Below are 18,466 nucleotides of genomic sequence, written 5' to 3' on the forward strand. Positions count from 1 at the left end.
CCAACGCGACGGGAGTGGGGGATGTTCAGTGGTATCTCTTCACGCGCGCCGAACAAACACTAGAGGTCAGTGCACGAGAGTGGACACGAATGTACGACATTCAGAAAATCAGATAGATAGTGGAACATCAACGACCAGAAGTGAGGGCCGCGGACCAGATAGTGCACGTCGTCCGTGACGCTGGCAACGTGGCCTGTGACGTTGACAACGTCGTCCGACAGTTGGCTACATGAAGTCCGCGATGCCGGACTGTTTGTTTTTGTCGTTCTCGAAGATAGATTCGAGGCTCTTTTCGAGCACTTCGAGCCGCTGTTTGGTGTAGTCCCGGCAGTTGAACTCCTCTGCCACCTCGATAGCGACGTCCATGTACTTGTTCACAGACCCCTGGTGGACCGTGAGGTTCACCCGACCACCGCACTCGCGGCACTCCCCCGTGAGGGGCATCCGGCGGTACTTCTCGCCACAGTCGAGACAGCGCGTCTCCTGTCTGGAGAACGCGCGAAGGTTCCCGATGAGGTCGGGTAGGAAGTGCCCCTCGATGACGCGTTCTGCCACGTCAGTCTCGTCGACGGCGCGGAGTTTCCGCGCGAGGAAGAGCTGGGCGTCCATCTTGTCCATCATCGACCCGAGCGTCTTGTACGCAGAGAGGTCCGGGCCGGCGGCGATGTTCGTCGTGTCGTGGGTGTGGTCGAACCCGGTGTACTCGCGGTCGGTGCCGAGGAACTCCTCCGCGATGGTGACTTCGTCTTCCCAGTCGTCTGGGTCTTCCATCCGGAGGGTCGCTTCGTAGAAGTCGCGGGGGTACTGCCGGACGATGTCCATGTTGTGCGCCTCGTCGTCGATCTCCGAGGGGTCGATGCGCGAGGACATCACGAGTGGGGCGTCCATCTGCCCACCGCGTTTGTCCGGGAGGAATTCTTTCGAGAAGTTGAGAAGTCCGTCCATGAGGAGCATCACGCAGTCTTCGTCCCCGTCGCATTGCCCGACGTAGAGGTCGTGTGCGACGAGTGAGTTCGTCTCCTCGACAGTCAATGAGTAGGTGTGTTCGACATCGCTTTCGACGTATTCGACAGACACGACTTCGTCGAGCCACGTGTCACCGCCGTCAGCGAAGAGCGGTTCCGACTCTGAACCGACAGGTGCTGAGTCAGGGGCTTTCGGTGACGGAACAGCATCGCCCTCGTTGAGTTCGTGTGCAGAGATGCGTTCGAGCCGGTCGTCAGTCGCCCGAATCATCGTATGGTCCGGTGTGACCGTCAATTCCCTCCCAGCGCGAGTTTCGATTCGAACGAGTTGGTCCGGTGCGACGTGTTTAGACACCGCTTCGACTGGTTTGACAGTCTCTCTGCCGTCTCTGGTGAGCGATGGGACGTACACGTCACCATCGAGTTCCTGAACCAGCGTCCCGAAGTCGTCAGTTCTCGGTTCGTCAAGGCGTTCTTCGACCAGTGTCTGAACGTCGCCGAAATGCCAGTCACCAGTTTCGTCCTGGTACCAGACTTCAGTCTCGGGATGGAAACAATTCCTCCGTTTCGCGGCGTGGAAGTACGGATGCGCATATCCGACCGCTGCTGTCGTGAATCCGACGACGCGGCCGACGACTGCCGCGGACGTGTGCGGGGCCATCCCGAAGACGAGTTCGCCGATGAGGTCGTCGCGTTCGTCCATCTGATAGAACGGGTCGAGACCGTAGAACGTCTCTAAGAGGTCGTCGACGAAGTTCGCGGTCTGCATCATGTGCTTCGCCGCGCCGTTCGAGAGGACGATGTCCTGTACTTTGAGTTCGACCAGTTGGTCGTCGAACCGGAGCGGTTCGCCGTCGATGTCGGTCTCGTAGCCGAGTTCGCGGAAGTGACCGGCCGTCACGTCGAGTTCCTGTGGGCGAACCGCCGTCACGGGCAGGTCGGTCATGTCGTAGCGGACCGTTCCGTCTTTGAACGACGACACGTCGTGTTTCGCCCGGAGAACACCTTTCTCGATGGGTTCGGGCGTCTTGTTCGAGGAGGTGAGTCCCTTGACGCCTTTCAGAATCTTGAACGAGGATTCGCGTTCGCCGACGTTTTCGAGTGCGCTTCGGTACTCGGTGTTCAGGTCGATATCCTGCCACTCGACGCTCTCGACTTCCCACTCACAGCGGTCACAGTAGACGCGACCCGATTCGTCGGGTTGGACGACGGTTCCACAGTCGTCACACTCGTAGTGAGGGTCGGTGTGGGCACCACACGATTCGCACTTCGGTTTGAATCCGAACGCGCCGCAGTCGGGGCACGTCCGCTTGCCGACGCGAACCGAGATGTGGCCGCGTTTTCCGGAGTCGCCGAAGGTGCGGGCGGCATCGCCGACGTCGCGTTGACTGCCACCGGCCTCACCGATGGGAAAGAGCGTGTGGACTGCCGGCGAGAGGTCACGGCGCTCGGACTTCTCCGGACGACCCATCCGGTTGCCGATTCGAGTCGGTGCGCGCTCACGGACCGTGAAGGGAGCGACTTCGTTGACCGCCTCGATCGCGTTGGTTCCGTCGTCCCACTCGCGGGCGCGGGCCGACAGGTCGTCGAGTTCCCACGTCCGTTCTCGGTCGTCTGTGAGACCGAGGGTTCGCGCGAGCGGTCGCCAGACGGGGACGCGAAGCGTCTCGTCTGTCTGTCGGTGTGCGACGAGGAGATGTTCGAGTGCCTCTCGGATGTCGGGGGTGTTTTCGAGGACGAGCGTGCCGGCGTCGCCGTGTTCGGGTTCGTTGTCGGCACCGACACTCACACCGGCGCCGCCGTCTGTTTCGGCGGCGACGACGTCGCCGGCAGCGACAGTGTCGGCCAGGGCGTCGAATCGTTCGACCGAGATATCGTGCCAGAGATACGTGAACGCGGGATGGAGCGGTGCGTCGTACTCGGTCGCCCAATCGAGTGCCACGTCGACGTCCGGGTCTTCGAGGTCGATAGTCGGGTCGTCACGCAGTGCCTGGACGTTGGCGTCTGTGGCTTCGAAGTCCTGAATCCACCACTCGAAGACGTACGACGCGGGTGCCAGCGGGTGGTTGTTCTCGACGAACTCGCCGAAGTTGACGAGATACTCACCGAGGTCAAGAATCTTCTCGACCCCGTTTTGGAGCTCTTCGGCCTCTTCGGGGTCGTCGATACGGCGAACGTCGCCGTTGGCGAGTCTGACCGTCGGTCCCTCGATGGAGTCGACGGGGACGACACCACCTGCTTTCCCCGGTCGTTCGGTCTTTATCTGGGTTCCAGTCGCGATGAAGTCGTCGACGATGTGCATCGTCGCGGGGTGGACGCCCGCGGTTGCGAACCCGTGATTTCGGGCGCGGCCGTACCGGAGTCGGAACCCACCGGGTGCGGAAGGGTGGCCGAAGACCGGGCGGCCGGCGATGAGGTCACGCAGGAACTTCGTCGCGGGTTCGACGCGAACAGAGCCTTCCGGGTCGGCGTCGCCAGCGTCGTCAGCGACCGCCTCCTCCGGGGCGTCTGCGTCGTCTTCGTCACCGTCGTCTGCGTCGGCGGCCGCGTCGTCACCGTCGTCTTTGCCAATCGTGCCGTCGATGAGGTCCTGTAACCACGGCCAGTCGACTTCGTCGAGTTGGCGGGTGTAGCGCTGAATCTTCGGGGCCTTGAGTGCGATACCTTCGGCCATGACGAGACACATCCCACCGCGAGCGGAGTTGGTATCGACGCGTTCGAGGTCGCGATAGCCCGAGACTTCCTCGTCGCCCGTCGCCTCGCCGTCGAGCATGATGGGCATGTTCTCGGCGATGAAGCGCGTCTCTTTGTCCTTCGGCGAGTACTGCAGTCCGGTCTCTTTGTCGTAGAGATTTATCTCTTCGACGTAGCGTTCGGCCTCGTCGTTTCGCGTCTTGTACTCGTCGATGCCGAGGAGCGACCGGGCGTAGTCGGCCACGAGCACGGAGAGTGCCTGTGCAGTCCCACCCGCAGAGCGAATCGGGCCGGCGTAGTAGACGTTGACGAACTCGGTGCCGTCGTCGTTGTCGAGAATCTCGACGCGGTCGATTCCCTCGATTGGTGCGGCGACGACACCCTCGGTGAGGAGGGCGACGGCGGTGCGAACCGCACCCTCGACTTTGCCCTCGCGGGAGTCGTAATCACCGACGTTGCCGTCGACGAAGTCGGTCACGAGTTCGAGAGCGGCCTCTTCGCGGGACATCTGCCCTTCGAGTTCGCGGACACGCTCGGCGACGCCGTCGATGCCGAGGATGTTCTCGACACGGTCGGCCATGTCCTTGGCGACCGGAATCTCGACTTCGGTCTTCGGGTCGTGCCCTTGCGCCTTCGCGGCGCGTGCGAGGTCGAAGGCTTCGTCCAGGCGGTCTTCGATGCGCGCGAAGTAGCGCTCGTCCTCCTCTCGCACGGTTTAGAGCCAGAGGTCGAGGTCGGTCACGTCGTCGTGGGCGCGTTCGAGCGGTTCGTCGAACGCGCGGAGGTTCACCTCACCGGCGAAGACGGTTGCCGAATCGAGGTGGCCCGCGAGCGACTGGCCGCTCCGTCGAGAGAGCACCGCGTGGGTGTGCGCGAACGGTTCGCCGTCGAGCAACGAGACGTTGCCGACGCAGGCGGCGACTTCGAGCGGTTCGTCGAACGTGACAGATTGATACTCCTGGTCGTCCTGGTCGTAGAACCAGATTTCGGCGTCCTGTACCGCACCCATCGCGTTGAACCACGCGGACTCGATATCCTTCCGCGCGCAGAACTCCTCAATCTCTTCGCGCCAGTCCGCACCGTGTTCGAGGCGTGCGAGATACTCCTCGCTGACTGTCACCGCTCGAGCGTTCATGCTACGTACCACGAGCGAGTCGGACTAAAATGTAAATGGTCTCGCCTGCAACGTGGCAGACGAACCGAGTCGAGAACCGATGCCGAAGCGATTATCGCCAGTCGTCGAGTGCGACTGCGTCGGTTACGTCGGCCGCGAGCCAAGCGTCGTCGCGGGAGATATCCGCAATAATAAGACGCTGGCCCGTCTGGGTGCTGTCCACCGAGGCCATAACCTCAGCGCCCGAGTCGTCGACGGAAACCTTCGCATCCGGCGTCATGTATGATACGTAGTGACACCCCTATATAAGTTGCCCGAAACGGAAGGCACGGCATCGACTGACACACCATTCTGTCGTTCGAGAAACTAGTTTGGAAATCAAACTGTTCGTTTGAGCATTTCTCGTGGCAGAATTCGCCGTTTGGGCACGGAACTACACCCCGACGTACCCATCCTATTTCAAACGAATCGAATACGGTAAGTTTATCCACAAGGACTGGGAAGATTGGTCCGAATGCCAGACACTAACAAACTCTCGCGACGTCGTTTCCTGAAGGCAACGGGTGGGGCCGCTACGGCCGCTGCTCTCGCCGGGTGTACCGGCGGCGGTGACGGTGACGGAGATACGACCACCGAAGACACCGGTGGCGAAGAGACCACGACCGCAGCCGAGACGACGGAAGAAGAGCAGTCCGGCAACGAACTGTCCGGATCTATCTTCCAGAAGATCAGCAGTGGTACGATTACCACGTTCGACCCTGTCGCTGCGACTGACACTGCCTCCGGGCAGGTCATCCAGCAGATGTTCGACTGTCTGATGTCCTATCCGGACGGTCTCCCGACGGTCGAGAACGAACTCGCCGCGGACTACGAGGCGTCCGACGACTTCACGACGTACACGTTCCAGCTCGAAGACGCGACCTACCACGACGGTCGCTCGGTCAAGGCTGCTGACTTCGCCTACGCGTGGGAACGTCTCGCGTCGTCGTCGAACAGCCGTCGTGCGTACTTCATCCTCGACTCCATCGGTATGGAGCACGAGACTGACGGTGAGGGTAACTACGTCCCCGGTTCGCTCGGCGTCGAAGCCACGAGCGACACCGAACTCGTCGTCAACCTCAAAGAGCCGTTCCACGACACCCTCGAGATGCTCGCGTACACCTCGTTCGCCGCACTGCCGGAAGGCATCGTCGGCGACATCGAGGGCTACGACGGCGAGATGGAGTACACCGACTTCGCCAGCAAGAACCCGATTGGCTCCGGTCCGTTCGAGTTCGCATTCTGGGAGAAGGGTACCGCAGCAGCCGTCACCAAGTACGACGACTACTACGGCGACGTCGCACAGGTCGACAACGTCCGCTGGCAGGTCATCGAGGACGACACGGCACGGTACAACTACGCGATGAACGAGAACGCAGACTACTTCGGTCTGCCCACCGCGCAGTACGACCCTGGTAAGATCCAGGTGGACAATGTCGACGAGTTCGGTCGTGAGGTCGGTAAGTACGGCCCAGTCCGTAACGGCAAGACGGTCAACTACGTCGGCGTCCCGACCCTGTCCATCTTCTACGTTGGCTTCAACATGAAGAAGGTCCCGAAGCCGGTTCGCCAGGCGTTCGCGTACGTCATGAACCAGGACCAGATGGTCGAGGAAGTGTTCAAGGGACGCGGCTCCCCGGCGTACATCTTCACGCCGCCGACCATCTACCCAGGTGGCGCAACGGAAGCCCGCGACAAGATCGAGGCCGACTACCCGTACGGTGTCGGCGAGACCAACATCCAGGCAGCCCGCGAGGTCATGGAAGAAGCTGGCTACAGCGAGGACAACAAGTTCGAAGTCCAGTGGACCCAGTACAACTCCGACACGTGGGAGGAGATGGCGAAGATTCTGCGCGACCAGCTCGCGTCGGCTCACGTCAACATGAAGATCCAGAAGGCCGACTTCTCGACGCTCCTCGAGCGTGGCCGCAACGGTCAGCTCGAAGCGTACACCCTCGGCTGGATCGCCGACTGGCCAGCAGCGGACAACTTCCTCCAGCTGCTCAACCCGCCGCAAACTGACACGTCGCAGCCAGGCCCGATCTCGTACGTCAACTGGACGTCCGACAACGGCGACGCCTACCAGAAGGCGACCGACGCCTACCAGCGCGTCGTCAACAACCCGTCGCCGACCGACGACGCCCAGGCAGTCCGTGACGAAGCCTACGTCGAAATCGAGGAATCCAACTGGGAAGACGTCGCGATGCTCAACGTCTTCAACCGCAAGGACGAACGGTTCTGGTACGACACCCTCAACATCGAGCCGTTCGGTGGCATGGGCCCGAGCCGCCAGAAGCTCAACAAGGTTACCCTCAACCGGTAATCTTCCCCTTCCGCGGGGACGTTTCGGCGTCGACATCGAACAGAGAACGCTCAAAAATTTTTGACACGCGTACAGTTAGTTACTGGTATCCACCAGATTCATCTAAAACAACTGGGGAAAGTTCGATATTGGGACTGGGAAGCGCAAGACATATCCATCCCACTCATTAAACCCTTACAATAATGTCCGCTCGAACGGTCTGCGAGGTGATGCCATGAGTCGATGGCAGTACTTCCTTCGCAGGGTACTGATGTCGATTCCAGTCGTCATCTTCGGGACGACGATTACGTTCGCCCTCATCCGCTTAGGTCCACTCGACCCCGTATCAGCAATTCTGGGGACGCAGTACAACCCTCAAGCGGCCGAGCAAATCCGAACCAACCTCGGGTTGAACCAACCGCTCTGGAGTCAGTATTTCGACTTCATGTACCGGCTGTTTACCTTCCAGCTCGGTCAGTCGTGGGTCATCGCACCAGGGACCACGGCGTACGAACTCATCCAAGTGTACGCTCCCCGGACGATTTGGCTCGGCTTCTGGTCGGTCCTCATCGCCCTGTTCGTCGGGATTCCGCTCGGCTTCTACGCCGGGTTGAACCCGAACACGCTGTCGGACTACGTCGCGTCGTTCGGCGGAATCGTCTGGCGTGCGATGCCGAACTTCTGGTTGGCGATTATGCTCGTCACTGCACTCTCACAGACGGGGCAGTGGACGAACGGGTTCTTCACGTGGCAGACGTGGATCGTGAAGACGAACGTCGTCACGCCACCAGCGCTCGGCTTCTTCCAAGACCCGATACAAGGATTCCTCGCTGACCCTGGTGGGTGGTTCAACTCGTTCCTCAAAGCGACGAAGCAGATTGCACCCGCAGCGCTCGTTCTCGGGTCCGCATCGATGGGTAACGAGATGCGTATCGGTCGGACGGCAGTTCTCGAGACCATCAACTCGAACTACGTCGAGACCGCGCGTGCGAAGGGTGTCTCGGGCCGGTCGCTCGTCTGGAAGCACATCTTCCGGAACGCGCTCATCCCGCTCGTTCCCATCATCACGGGTGAGGCGTTCTTGCTCCTCGGCGGGTCCGTCTTCGTCGAGACTGTCTTCGCGATCAACGGCCTCGGATGGCTGTTCTTCAACGCCGCCATCAACGGTGACCTTCCGCTCATCGGGACGCTGATGTATATCTTCATCCTCATCTTGGTCGGAACGAACATTCTCCAGGACTTCCTGTACACGGTTATCGACCCGCGCGTCGGGTACGAGGGGTGAATCACAGTGAGCACACAAACTGAAACCGAAATTCCGCTTCGACAACGAGTCGCTGAGAATCCCCAACCCGCGCTGGTTTGGGCCGCAATCGGTGCGGTCCTCGTCGGCGTCGAACTTGGCGCAATCCTTCAGGTCGTCGTCGCCATCGGTGGCGTCATCGTCAACCTGGTCCCAGGCGACCCCGGTGCCGCACTGGTGACGTCGCTCCAAGAGTCACTCAAGGGAATCCCGACACTCGTCTCACGCGAGTTCATCCCGAACCAGGGCTACTGGAACGGGTCTGAGTGGGTCGGGACGTTCCTCGGCCTCTCACCCGGTCAGGCGTGGGCAGTTCGGTTCGTCGTCGTCTACGCGTACGCCTTCGCCGTCCTGGGCTGGCTCTGGGACGGGTACAAGCGCTACCGGCAGTACTACCGCCGCGCAGACTGGACACCGCGTGACGACGTCGTCAATCGGTTCCGCGGCCACACCTGGGGGCAGTTCGGTCTCGTCATCACCATCGCGTTCGTCGTCATGGCCGTGTTCGCGCCCGCACTCGGGCCGACCACGATGGAGCAGAACATCCTCCAACCGTACGACTACGAGATAAACTACTTCGACGAAGAGAGCCAGACCGTCGAGACGGCCCTCGTCGGTGAGGCGAACATCGGGTCCGGTTCACAGGGCGCCGGTGACGAGAACGTCGCACCGATGACCTACGACGACTACGGCAGATTCCATCCATTCGGCACAGCGACCAACGGGAAGGACTTGTTTACACAGGTGGTGTTCGGGGCGAGGATATCGCTCACCATCGCCACCGTCGCCATGGGTATCGCCGGCATCATCGGACTCTCGTTGGCGATGATTACGGCCTACTACAAGGGTCTCGCTGACCTCGCAATCGTGTTGGCGAGTGACTCGATTCAGGCACTGCCGGTCATCATGGTCCTCATCCTGATGCTCGTCATCTTCCAGAACACCTGGGTGAGAGACCTGTACGACGGTGCTGTGCTGATTATCCTCATCTTCAGCCTCGTCTACTGGCCGTTCATCTGGCGGTCGATACGTGGTCCCGCGTTCCAGGTCTCCGAGCAGGACTGGATCGACGCCGCGAAATCGTTCGGACAGACACCGGGACAGGTCATGCGCAAGCACATGGCCCCGTACGTGTTCAGCTACATGCTCATCTACGCGTCGCTCAGTCTCGGTGGCATCATCATCAGCGTCGCCGGCCTCTCGTACCTCGGTCTCGGCATCACGGCACCGACGCCCGAGTGGGGCCGCCTCATCGCCGACGGTCAGCAGTACGTCGCGAGTCCCTCGTGGCACATCTCGCTGATTCCGGGTGTGCTCATCACGCTCGTCGTGACGGGACTGAACGCCTTCGGTGACGGCATCCGCGACGCCATCGACCCGCAGGCCGACACCGGTGACGAGGCCGCGGCGACAGGAGGTGGCGCATGAGCACCGAACAGCCGACCGAGACACGCCAGAAGGGCGAACCGATTCTGTCGGTCGAGAACGTTCGAACCTCGTTCTACACCGACAAGGAAGTCATCCGCGCCGTCGACGGTGTCTCGTTCGACATCTACCGCGGTGAGACGGTCGGTATCGTCGGTGAGTCCGGGTCTGGGAAGTCCGTCACGGCGCGCTCTATCATGCGCCTCGTCGACAACCCCGGCCGCATCGAAAACGGCCGAATCATGTACGACGGCGAGAACCTGCTGGACAAGAAGCCAAAGCAGATGCGCGCCATCCGTGGCGGCAGCATCGCGATGGTGTTCCAGGACCCGCTGACGAGTCTGAACCCCGTCTACACCGTCGGTAACCAGATCAAAGAGTCGCTTCGCCTGCACCGTGGCATGAGCGGGAAGGAGGCGACGAAGGAGGCCATCGAACTGCTCGAAGCAGTCGGCATCCCCGACGCCCACCGTCGTATCCGCGAGTATCCGCACCAGTTCTCCGGTGGGATGCGCCAGCGTGCCGTCATCGCGATGGCGCTCGCGTGCGACCCCGAACTGCTCATCTGTGACGAACCGACGACGGCACTCGACGTGACCATCCAGGCGCAGATTCTGGAACTCCTCGAAGACATCCAGGAAGAACGCGACCTCGCGATCATGTTCATCACTCACGACATGGGTGTCATCGCAGAGATTGCAGACCGCGTCAACGTGATGTACGCGGGTGAAATCGTCGAGAGTGCGCCAGCCGTCGAACTGTTCGAATCACCGAAACATCCCTACACGCAAGGCCTGCTCAACTCCATCCCCGGACAGGGACTCGAAGAAGGAGGCCGTCTGTCGACCATCGAAGGCGACGTGCCGACGCCGAACGAAGAACCGACCTACTGCCGGTTCGCACCTCGGTGTCCCAAGGCGTTCGCAGAGTGTGACACGGTGCATCCGGTTCCGGTCGAAGTGGGCGACGACTCGACGCAACATCAGGCGTCGTGTCTCCTCTACCCGAAGAATCTCTCGAAGGAGGAGGCGCTCGACGTCCACCGCGAGCGCGGTGCGAAGGGAGGTGACCAGCGATGAGTACGACGTCTACTGAAGAATCGAAGATGACCCGTGAGACCCAAGAGACGCTCCTCGAAGTCGACGACCTCAAGACGTACTACGAGGACGGCGGCCTGCTCAACAGTAATCCAGTGAAGGCTGTCGACGGCGTATCGTTCGAAATCACCCGCGGCGAGACGCTGGGTCTCGTCGGTGAGTCTGGGTGTGGGAAGTCCACGCTCGGCCGGACGTTGATGCGCCTCGAAGAAGCGACCGCGGGCGAGGTGAAACTCAACGGGACGGACATCACGACGCTGTCGGGTGCGGACCTCAAGCAGTTCCGCAACGACGTGCAGATGGTGTTCCAGGACCCCGATTCGAGCCTCAACGAGCGGATGACCGTCGGTGAAATCATCCGCGAACCGCTCGACGTCCACGACTGGAAGACGCCGGACGAGCGCCGAGCGCGCGTCCGCGAACTCCTCGAGACGGTTGGCCTCCAAGAAGAGCACTACTACCGCTACCCCCACCAGTTCTCCGGTGGGCAGCGCCAGCGTATCGGTATCGCCCGTGCGCTCGCGCTCGAACCCGAGTTCATCATCCTCGACGAACCGGTGTCCGCGCTCGACGTGAGTGTCCAAGCGAAGATTCTCAACCTGCTCGAAGACCTGCAAAACGAGTTCGGCCTCACCTACCTCTTTATCGCCCACGACCTCGCGGTCGTCCGCCACATCTGTGACCGCGTCGCGGTGATGTATCTCGGCAACATCATGGAGATTGGCCCGGCGGACGAGATGTTCGAGTCGCCGGCCAACCCGTACACGCACGCGCTGTTGTCGTCGATTCCCGAACCGGACCCGACGGTCGCACGCGACCGAATCACTCTCCGTGGGACGCCGCCGAGTCCGCGCGACCCACCGGCAGGCTGTCCGTTCTCGACGCGGTGTCCGGTGAAGATTCGGCCCGACCAGTACACCGACCTCGACGACGACGTCTGGGAGCGCATCGAAGTGTTCCGCGAAGTCCTCCGCGAACGGTCGCGCGCCGAACTGTCGTTGTCCGACCGCGTCCGGAAACTGATTGGCCGCGAAACCGTGCAGGCGGGCATGGACGACACGCTCACCGAACTGTTCGGTGGACTCTCCGTGCCGGTGTCGGTCATGGACCACCTCAAGGAGGCCGCAGACTACGCCGAAAACGGCGACGAAGACGCCGCACGGGCGTATCTCCGCGAGGAGTTCGGCAGTGTCTGTGACAGTGAGCGTCCCGACCAACTCGGTGTCGGTGACCGTGGCCGACTGAGTCTCTGTCACCGCCACGACGAGCAGTACGACGAACCCGCGGCCGTCTTCGAAACGCTCGTCCAGTAATCGATGGAGTTCGACCCACGCCGAATCGGTGTCAAAACCATCGACGCAGTGGTCTACGCTGTCGTCCTCACCGGCGTGGTGTTCACCCTCACCGCAACCGTGAGCGTCGGGCTCGGCGGTGGGTTGCCGGGCGCGAAGTGGCTCATGTTCTTTCTCGGATTCACCATGCTCGCGTACGCGTCACTGAAACTTCGCCCGAAAGCCGCGTGGAAAGGCGGGCGCGACGACGGCGGACTGTTCTCCGGGAGCGACGAACCCGTCGGCGTCGAGAAACTCGTCGGTGGACTCCTCGATACGGTGCTGCCGGCGTCGCTCCGACCCGAACCGAACGAGCGACCGTCCAGCGGGGTGAAACTCTTCCTCGCGGCGGTCTGTATCCTCGCCACGTCGTTCCTGATGGAAGTCGTCTTCGGCATCAACTACTGACATCGCGTCCCCTGTTGTTCGATGCCTTTTACCATATCCGTCGTCCACCACAGGTATGGTCGAGACTGGAGACGAAGAGGTCGAAAACGCCGAACGCATCGCGGGCGAAGCAGACCGTCGCCGCGAAGCGTGGGGTGCGACCCTCGACGACATGACCGCGCTGGCCGACGAGTACGAAGCAGACGGATGGGAGACCGTCCGTATCGCCGCCGGGAGTACCGGCACGTTCGGTCCCGGTGACGCGAAAGCTGACGACGAGTCGTTCGGTATCGCCTACGTCGTCCCCGGAAACAAGGCCGAAGAAGTCTCCGAACTCTTCGAGAAGTCCTCGTTCCCCGAGTACGAAGTCTACCGCGCGGAGAACGACGGTCTCGTCTACATGGTGACCGCCCTACTCGCGCCCGACATCGAGACTGCCGTGTTCGTCGCCGGCGCGTGGGAGCAACGGACCGCACTCAACTGCGCAAAAGCCGCCATCGAACACGGGCGAATGTACAGTTATCTCCAGAAACTCGATGGAACCCTGGTCGGCGTCGTCGAACACGACGACCCAGAGAAGTTCTTCCCCAACCTCGACGCGATTCGCCGGTACGCTCCGAACGCTGGCGACGACGAATCGGCAGATGACGCCGATTCGACCGACGAAACCGACGACGCAGACGCCTAACACACCGGGCACAAACGGGGCTGGTTTCTCTCTCAGACGTGGTGTGTCAACTAGTCGAGAGCGTTCGCAGAGTACATTAGGCGTGGGGGTGAAAGCGGGGGTATGAAAGTAGCCGACGCGATGACGCCCGGTGAGAAGGTCGTGACCGTGTCCCTTCCGGGCACCCGCGACGACGTTCTGGAGTACCTCCAAGAGCGTGGCTTCTCCTCTGTTCCCGTCGTGAAAGAGAACGACGAGGGCGCGACGTACCGTGGTCTCATCTCCCGAGAAGACCTCATCAAGCACCCGGACGAAGACCAACTCGCAGTACTCGTCCGCGAAGTGCCGACCGTCAGCGCCGACGACGACCTGGAAGAAGCGGCGGCGACGATGGTCTCGGAAGGCGCACGCCGACTGCCCGTCGTCGATGGAGACACCATCGAGGGCATCCTCACCGTGACCGACGTGGTTCGTGCCATCGCCCGCGGCGACATCGACGGCGAGACCATCGTCGGTGACCTCGCCTCGCGCGACGTGAACACCACGTACATCGAGACGCCCCTCCCAGTCGTCGAGCGCGAGATTTACTACGCGAACGTCCCCTACGCAGTCGTCCTCGACAAAGAGGCCTCGCTGGCTGGCATCGTCACCGAAGTCGACATCATCGAAGTCGCCCGCGTCGTCGAAGGCGAGGCAGGCACCGGTGACTCCGTCGCCAACCAGGACGACGAGTGGATGTGGGAAGGAATCAAGGCCGTCGGCAACCGGTACATCCCGACGCGGAACGTCGAGATTCCGGCCGAACCGGTCTCGAAGTTCATGACCGAGAACCTCGAAACCGTCTCGACGAGCGTCAACGCCAAAGACGCCGCGCAGATGATGATTCGCGAGGACATCGAGCAGATTCCGATGGTGACCGGCGACGAACTCGTCGGCATCGTCCGCGACATCAACCTGCTGGAGGCACTGTATGAGTGAGGGTGCTGAATCGGCCGCACTCGCCGAACTGGCGAAGCGTCGTGGCTTCTTCTTCGGCTCTTCGGAGGCCTACGGCGGTGTCGGCGGCTTTTACACCTACGGCCCACAGGGTGCGGCGCTGAAGTCGAACGTCGAAGAGGCGTGGCGCGAGCGCTTCGCCGTCCAGGAGGGCAACCTCGAGATAGAGGCTCCGACCATCATGCCCGAACCGGTCTTCGAGGCGTCGGGTCACCTCGACGGCTTCGACGACATGCTCGTCGAGTGTGCCGAGTGTGGCGAATCCCACCGTGCAGACCACCTCATCGAGGACAACTCCGAGTTAGAAGACGCGGAGACGCTCTCGCCCGAAGAGGCCGCCGAGAAGATTTCGGACCTCGGACTCGTCTGTCCGAACTGCGGTGCCGAACTCGCCGGCCAGTCCGTCGAGGAGTTCAACCTGATGTTCGCGACGAACATCGGCCCCGGTTCGAAGACGCCCGGCTATCTCCGCCCAGAGACGGCACAGGGTATCTTCGTGGAGTTCCCGCGCATCAAAGAGTACGCGCGCAACAGTCTGCCGTTCGGCGTGACCCAGATTGGCCGCGCCTACCGCAACGAGATTAGCCCGCGGAAGAACATCGTCCGCACCCGCGAGTTCACGCAAGCGGAGTTAGAACACTTCGTCGACCCCGAACGCGACGAACCCGACCTCTCGTCGGTCGAAGACGTGGAGGTTTGTCTCTACCCAGCGACCGAACAGGAGAGAGACGACGGCGAATACGTCGAGACGACCATCGGCGCGGCAGTCGACGAGGGCATCGTCGCCAACGGTTGGATTGGCTACTTCCTCGGCATCGCCCAAGAGTGGTACGAAGACATCGGCGTGGACATGGACCGCTTCCGCTTCCGCCAGCACCTCGCCGGTGAGCGTGCCCACTACGCCGCCGACTGTTGGGACGCAGAGAGCGAAGTCGACGGCGACTGGATAGAGATCGCTGGCTTCGCCTACCGCGGCGACTACGACCTGTCGAAACACGGCGAGCACGCCGACGACGACTTCACCGTCTTCCAGCAGTACGACGAACCCAAGACGGTCGAACGCGCCGTCGTCGACCCCGACATGGCGACGCTCGGCCCGGAGTTCGGTGCACAGGCCGCCGACGTATCCGACGCACTGGAGACGCTCGCCCAGCGTGACCCCGACGCCTTCGACGCCGACGAAGTGACCCTCGACGTCGACGGCGAGGAAGTCACCGTCGACACCGACGTGGCGAACTTCTCGGTCGAGACGCAGACCGAAGCGGGCGAACACATCACCCCGCACGTCGTCGAACCGTCGTTCGGTGTGGACCGCACAGTGTACACGCTCCTCGCGCACGCGCACGAGAAAGACGAAGTCGACGGCGAAGAGCGAACGTTCCTCTCGCTGTCGCCCACCGTCGCACCGACGAACGTCGGTGTCTTCCCGCTCGTCAGCAACGTCGAGGAACTCGTCGAACTCGCAGACGACGTGGCCGACGAACTCCGTGCGGCCGGGTTCGCCGTCGCCCACGACGACTCCGGCAGCATCGGTCGTCGCTACCGGCGACAGGACGAAGTCGGCACGCCGTTCTGTATCACCATCGACCGCGACGGCATCGAAGGCGAGGGCCCGACGACGGTGACGATTCGCGAGCGTGACTCCGGCCGGCAGGTTCGTCTCTCGGTCTCCGACCTCGTCGAGACGTTCGTCGGTCTCCGCGCTGGTACCACGTCGTTCGACGACGTGCTCGACGCGAACGAAGTCGTCGAGGCCTGATGCATCCGTGGGCCGCCTGGGTACCGCCGAGATAAAACGGCGACTGGTCCACGCCAGCGGGTCGGGGGTGCCGCTGTTGTACATCCTCGGCATCGTCGACTGGCAGACGCTGGGCTATCTGTTCGTCGTCGCGTCGGTCGCCGTGACGGTCCTCGAACTGTTCCGTCTCTACGGAGACCTCGAGTGGCGTATCTTCGACGAACTCACTCGCGAGTACGAACAGGACAACGTCGCCGGCTACGCACTCTACACGTACAGTCAGGCGTTCGTCGCACTCGTCTTCGCGCCACACGTCGCCGTTCCGGGGATGCTCATGCTCACCATCGGCGACCCGATAAGCGGCCTGCTGGGGTCTGCGCCGGTCGGTGAGATGAAGTCGTTCAGCACGCTCGCGGTGATGTTCACCGTCTGTTTCGCCCTCACCGCACCGTTCGTGATTCCGGTGGCGGGCGTCGTCGGTGGCAGCGTCGCGGCGGCAGCAGGTGCGCTTGGCGCGACGGCCGCCGACGGCGTAAAGCCCGTCGTCGCAGGCTACGTCGTCGACGACAACCTGTCGATTCCGCCGGTTTCCTGTACGGCCATCGCGGTGGCGCTGTTCGTCGTCGCCTGAGCGTCGGGCAGTTCGCTCGCTGCGGCGGGTGGTCGTCGTGGGAGAACGCGATTTTATTTCGTCGGGTCGCTAACGTTCCGGTCGTGACTGTCTACGAGAGTGACCTTCCGGGCGTCGGAAAGAAGCACGAGGTCGAACTCGATGACGGGTCCCGACTCGTCATCGTGACGCACAACACCGGGAAACGAGAGGTCTTCCGTCGTGAGAGCGCCGACAGCGACTCCGAGAGGCTGTTCGAACTCAGCGACGACCTCGCCCGACAGGTCGGGACGCTCCTCGAAGGGGCGTACTTCCAACCCGTCAAGACGACCGACATCGAGACGCTCCTCGGGGGCAACACACTTCTCGAGTGGGTCGAAGTCGGGACAGAGTCCGACGTCGCGGGCAAGACACTCGGTGAGAGTGACCTCCGACAGGTGACCGGCGCGTCGGTCATCGCAATCGAGCGCGGCGACGAGGTCATCACCTCTCCCGGTGGTGATGCCGTCATCGAAGCGGGGGACATGCTCGTCGTTATCGGGCCGCGTGATGCCTGCCGCGACTTCGTTTCACTCGTGAAAGGAGTCTGATGGCGGCGGAACTCCTCGAATTCGGCTATCTGTTCGTCGTCCTCGCGCTCACCGGCGCGGTCGCACTCAAACTCGGCCTGTCGGTCATCCCGCTGTACGTCGTCGGCGGGGTCGTCGTCGGCCCCTACGTCGCCGGCCGGTTCGGACTGCCCTACGTCGCCAACGGCGAGGTGGTGGCGCTCCTCGCAGAGGTCGGAATCGTCCTCTTGTTGTTCTTCCTCGGACTGGAGTTCAGTCTCGACAGACTGCGTGCCGCACAGAGCAACATCGGCCGCGCAGGCGCAATCGATTTAGTGGTCAATCTGCCACTCGGCGTCGCCATCGGCCTCGCACTCGGGTGGACGCTCGTGGAGGCGTTCCTCCTCGGTGGCATCGTCTACATCTCGTCGTCTGCCATCGTGACGAAGACGCTCATCGACCTCGGATGGATTGCCGACCCCGAGTCGGAACCAATCTTGGGGACACTCGTCTTCGAGGACCTCGCCATCGCCGTCTACCTCGCCGTCGTCACCTCGCTCGTACTCGGCGGTGAGGGCGGACTCGTCGTAATCGGGCGCTCGCTCGCCATCGCCTTCGGCTTTCTCGGGGTGCTCCTGGTTGCCGTCCAGTACGGAACGGGGTTGTTCACGCGCGTCCTCGACGTGGAGAACGAGGAGGCGTTCGTCCTGCGGACGCTCGCAGTCGTCATCCCCATCGCTGGGGCGGCGCTGGCACTCGGCGTGAGCGAGGCCGTCGCGGCGTTCTTCGTCGGGATGGGCTTTTCGACGAGCGGACACCGCGAGACCATCGAACGTCGGCTCACGTCCGTCCGCGACGTGTTCGCGGCGATATTCTTCTTCTGGATTGGCCTCGGGACAGACCCGACACTGCTCGCCGCCGCCGCGGTTCCGCTCGTCGTCGCCGTCGTGTTGACGACGCCCGCGAAGGTTTTCTCGGGGTATCTCGGCGGCCGGGTCTACGACCTCTCGACGCACCGGTCGCTCCGCGTCGGCGTCGGGCTGGTTCCGCGCGGTGAGTTCTCGCTGGTCATCGCGGCGCTGGCCGCGTCGGGGTCCACACAGGTGATGCGCGAGGTCATCCCGGCGTTCGCCGTCGGATACGTCCTCGTGATGAGCGCGCTCGGAACGGTGTTGATGCAGCGGTCGGACCTCGTCGAGCGACTGGTCTTCCGCGGTGGGTCGGCAGGGCCGGACACCTGACCCACACGA

15 protein-coding genes are annotated in these 18,466 nt (G+C 62.4%); 12 read left to right on the forward strand and 3 right to left on the reverse strand.

From position 1 onward, the window contains the following. Positions 1-225: 225 nt before the first annotated feature. The 3 genes from GJR99_RS08980 to GJR99_RS17445 form a co-directional block, all read right to left on the reverse strand. A complete protein-coding gene (locus GJR99_RS08980) occupies positions 226-4,371 on the reverse strand; it encodes a DNA-directed DNA polymerase II large subunit (protein WP_151111340.1) in 4,146 nt (1,381 codons plus the stop codon). A 3-nt stretch (positions 4,372-4,374) separates the two neighbouring features. Next, complete coding sequence (locus GJR99_RS08985) at positions 4,375-4,794, reverse strand: PPC domain-containing DNA-binding protein (RefSeq protein WP_151111342.1); 420 nt, start codon at positions 4,792-4,794, stop codon at positions 4,375-4,377. Positions 4,795-4,885: 91 nt separating this feature from the next. After that, complete coding sequence (locus tag GJR99_RS17445) at positions 4,886-5,053, reverse strand: DUF7556 family protein (protein ID WP_191967096.1); 168 nt, start codon at positions 5,051-5,053, stop codon at positions 4,886-4,888. A 234-nt stretch (positions 5,054-5,287) separates the two neighbouring features. Here GJR99_RS17445 and GJR99_RS08990 point away from each other — a divergent pair, with 234 nt between their 5' ends. From GJR99_RS08990 to GJR99_RS09045, 12 genes are all read left to right on the forward strand, one after another. Continuing rightward, the gene (locus tag GJR99_RS08990) at positions 5,288-7,135 is read left to right on the forward strand and encodes an ABC transporter substrate-binding protein (protein ID WP_151111344.1); all 1,848 of its coding nucleotides are present in this window, start codon (positions 5,288-5,290) and stop codon (positions 7,133-7,135) included. Positions 7,136-7,349: 214 nt separating this feature from the next. Then, positions 7,350-8,399 (forward strand): ABC transporter permease, encoded by a 1,050-nt coding sequence (locus GJR99_RS08995; protein WP_151111346.1) that lies wholly within the window; start codon positions 7,350-7,352, stop codon positions 8,397-8,399. 6 nt (positions 8,400-8,405) lie between these two features. Continuing rightward, the gene (locus GJR99_RS09000; RefSeq protein WP_151111348.1) at positions 8,406-9,845 is read left to right on the forward strand and encodes an ABC transporter permease; all 1,440 of its coding nucleotides are present in this window, start codon (positions 8,406-8,408) and stop codon (positions 9,843-9,845) included. Continuing rightward, the gene (locus GJR99_RS09005) at positions 9,842-10,921 is read left to right on the forward strand and encodes an ABC transporter ATP-binding protein (protein WP_151111350.1); all 1,080 of its coding nucleotides are present in this window, start codon (positions 9,842-9,844) and stop codon (positions 10,919-10,921) included. Before GJR99_RS09000 ends, GJR99_RS09005 begins: the two co-directional genes overlap by 4 nt. Beyond that, positions 10,918-12,252 carry an ABC transporter ATP-binding protein gene (locus GJR99_RS09010; protein ID WP_151111352.1) on the forward strand — a complete coding sequence of 445 codons (1,335 nt, stop codon included), beginning with the start codon at positions 10,918-10,920 and terminating at the stop codon, positions 12,250-12,252. The genes GJR99_RS09005 and GJR99_RS09010 overlap by 4 nt, the downstream gene beginning before the upstream one ends. Positions 12,253-12,255: 3 nt before the next feature. Then, positions 12,256-12,678 (forward strand): DUF7555 family protein, encoded by a 423-nt coding sequence (locus GJR99_RS09015; protein WP_151111354.1) that lies wholly within the window; start codon positions 12,256-12,258, stop codon positions 12,676-12,678. Positions 12,679-12,733: 55 nt separating this feature from the next. Beyond that, positions 12,734-13,345 carry a DUF7529 family protein gene (locus GJR99_RS09020; RefSeq protein ID WP_151111356.1) on the forward strand — a complete coding sequence of 204 codons (612 nt, stop codon included), beginning with the start codon at positions 12,734-12,736 and terminating at the stop codon, positions 13,343-13,345. Between the two features lie 102 nt (positions 13,346-13,447). Beyond that, a complete protein-coding gene (locus GJR99_RS09025; protein WP_151111357.1) occupies positions 13,448-14,302 on the forward strand; it encodes a CBS domain-containing protein in 855 nt (284 codons plus the stop codon). Then, on the forward strand, positions 14,295-16,079 hold the full coding sequence (gene glyS / locus GJR99_RS09030) for a glycine--tRNA ligase (RefSeq protein WP_151111359.1): 1,785 nt from the start codon (positions 14,295-14,297) through the stop codon (positions 16,077-16,079). Before GJR99_RS09025 ends, glyS begins: the two co-directional genes overlap by 8 nt. Positions 16,080-16,086: 7 nt before the next feature. Further along, positions 16,087-16,689, forward strand: a complete 603-nt coding sequence (locus GJR99_RS09035; protein ID WP_151111361.1) for a diacylglycerol/polyprenol kinase family protein — start codon at positions 16,087-16,089, stop codon at positions 16,687-16,689. Positions 16,690-16,772: 83 nt separating this feature from the next. Beyond that, positions 16,773-17,258, forward strand: coding sequence for a cation:proton antiporter regulatory subunit (locus GJR99_RS09040; RefSeq protein WP_151111363.1), 486 nt, complete (start codon positions 16,773-16,775; stop codon positions 17,256-17,258). Next, entirely contained in the window at positions 17,258-18,457 is a 1,200-nt protein-coding gene (locus GJR99_RS09045; RefSeq protein ID WP_151111365.1) for a cation:proton antiporter, read from the forward strand. Before GJR99_RS09040 ends, GJR99_RS09045 begins: the two co-directional genes overlap by 1 nt. Positions 18,458-18,466 lie beyond the last annotated feature (9 nt).

Source organism: Haloferax marinum (assembly GCF_009674625.1).
Taxonomy (GTDB): domain Archaea; phylum Halobacteriota; class Halobacteria; order Halobacteriales; family Haloferacaceae; genus Haloferax; species Haloferax marinum.

Bases quoted from the DNA above. Each gene is read 5' to 3' on its own strand.
- GJR99_RS09010 (WP_151111352.1), top strand. From the start codon at position 10,918: ATGAGTACGACGTCTACTGAAGAATCGAAGATGACCCGTGAGACCCAA.
- GJR99_RS08985 (WP_151111342.1), bottom strand. From the start codon at position 4,794: ATGAACGCTCGAGCGGTGACAGTCAGCGAGGAGTATCTCGCACGCCTC.
- GJR99_RS09005 (WP_151111350.1), top strand. From the start codon at position 9,842: ATGAGCACCGAACAGCCGACCGAGACACGCCAGAAGGGCGAACCGATT.
- glyS (WP_151111359.1), top strand. From the start codon at position 14,295: ATGAGTGAGGGTGCTGAATCGGCCGCACTCGCCGAACTGGCGAAGCGT.
- GJR99_RS09045 (WP_151111365.1), top strand. From the start codon at position 17,258: ATGGCGGCGGAACTCCTCGAATTCGGCTATCTGTTCGTCGTCCTCGCG.
- GJR99_RS08990 (WP_151111344.1), top strand. From the start codon at position 5,288: ATGCCAGACACTAACAAACTCTCGCGACGTCGTTTCCTGAAGGCAACG.
- GJR99_RS09025 (WP_151111357.1), top strand. From the start codon at position 13,448: ATGAAAGTAGCCGACGCGATGACGCCCGGTGAGAAGGTCGTGACCGTG.
- GJR99_RS17445 (WP_191967096.1), bottom strand. From the start codon at position 5,053: ATGACGCCGGATGCGAAGGTTTCCGTCGACGACTCGGGCGCTGAGGTT.
- GJR99_RS08995 (WP_151111346.1), top strand. From the start codon at position 7,350: ATGAGTCGATGGCAGTACTTCCTTCGCAGGGTACTGATGTCGATTCCA.
- GJR99_RS09015 (WP_151111354.1), top strand. From the start codon at position 12,256: ATGGAGTTCGACCCACGCCGAATCGGTGTCAAAACCATCGACGCAGTG.
- GJR99_RS09020 (WP_151111356.1), top strand. From the start codon at position 12,734: ATGGTCGAGACTGGAGACGAAGAGGTCGAAAACGCCGAACGCATCGCG.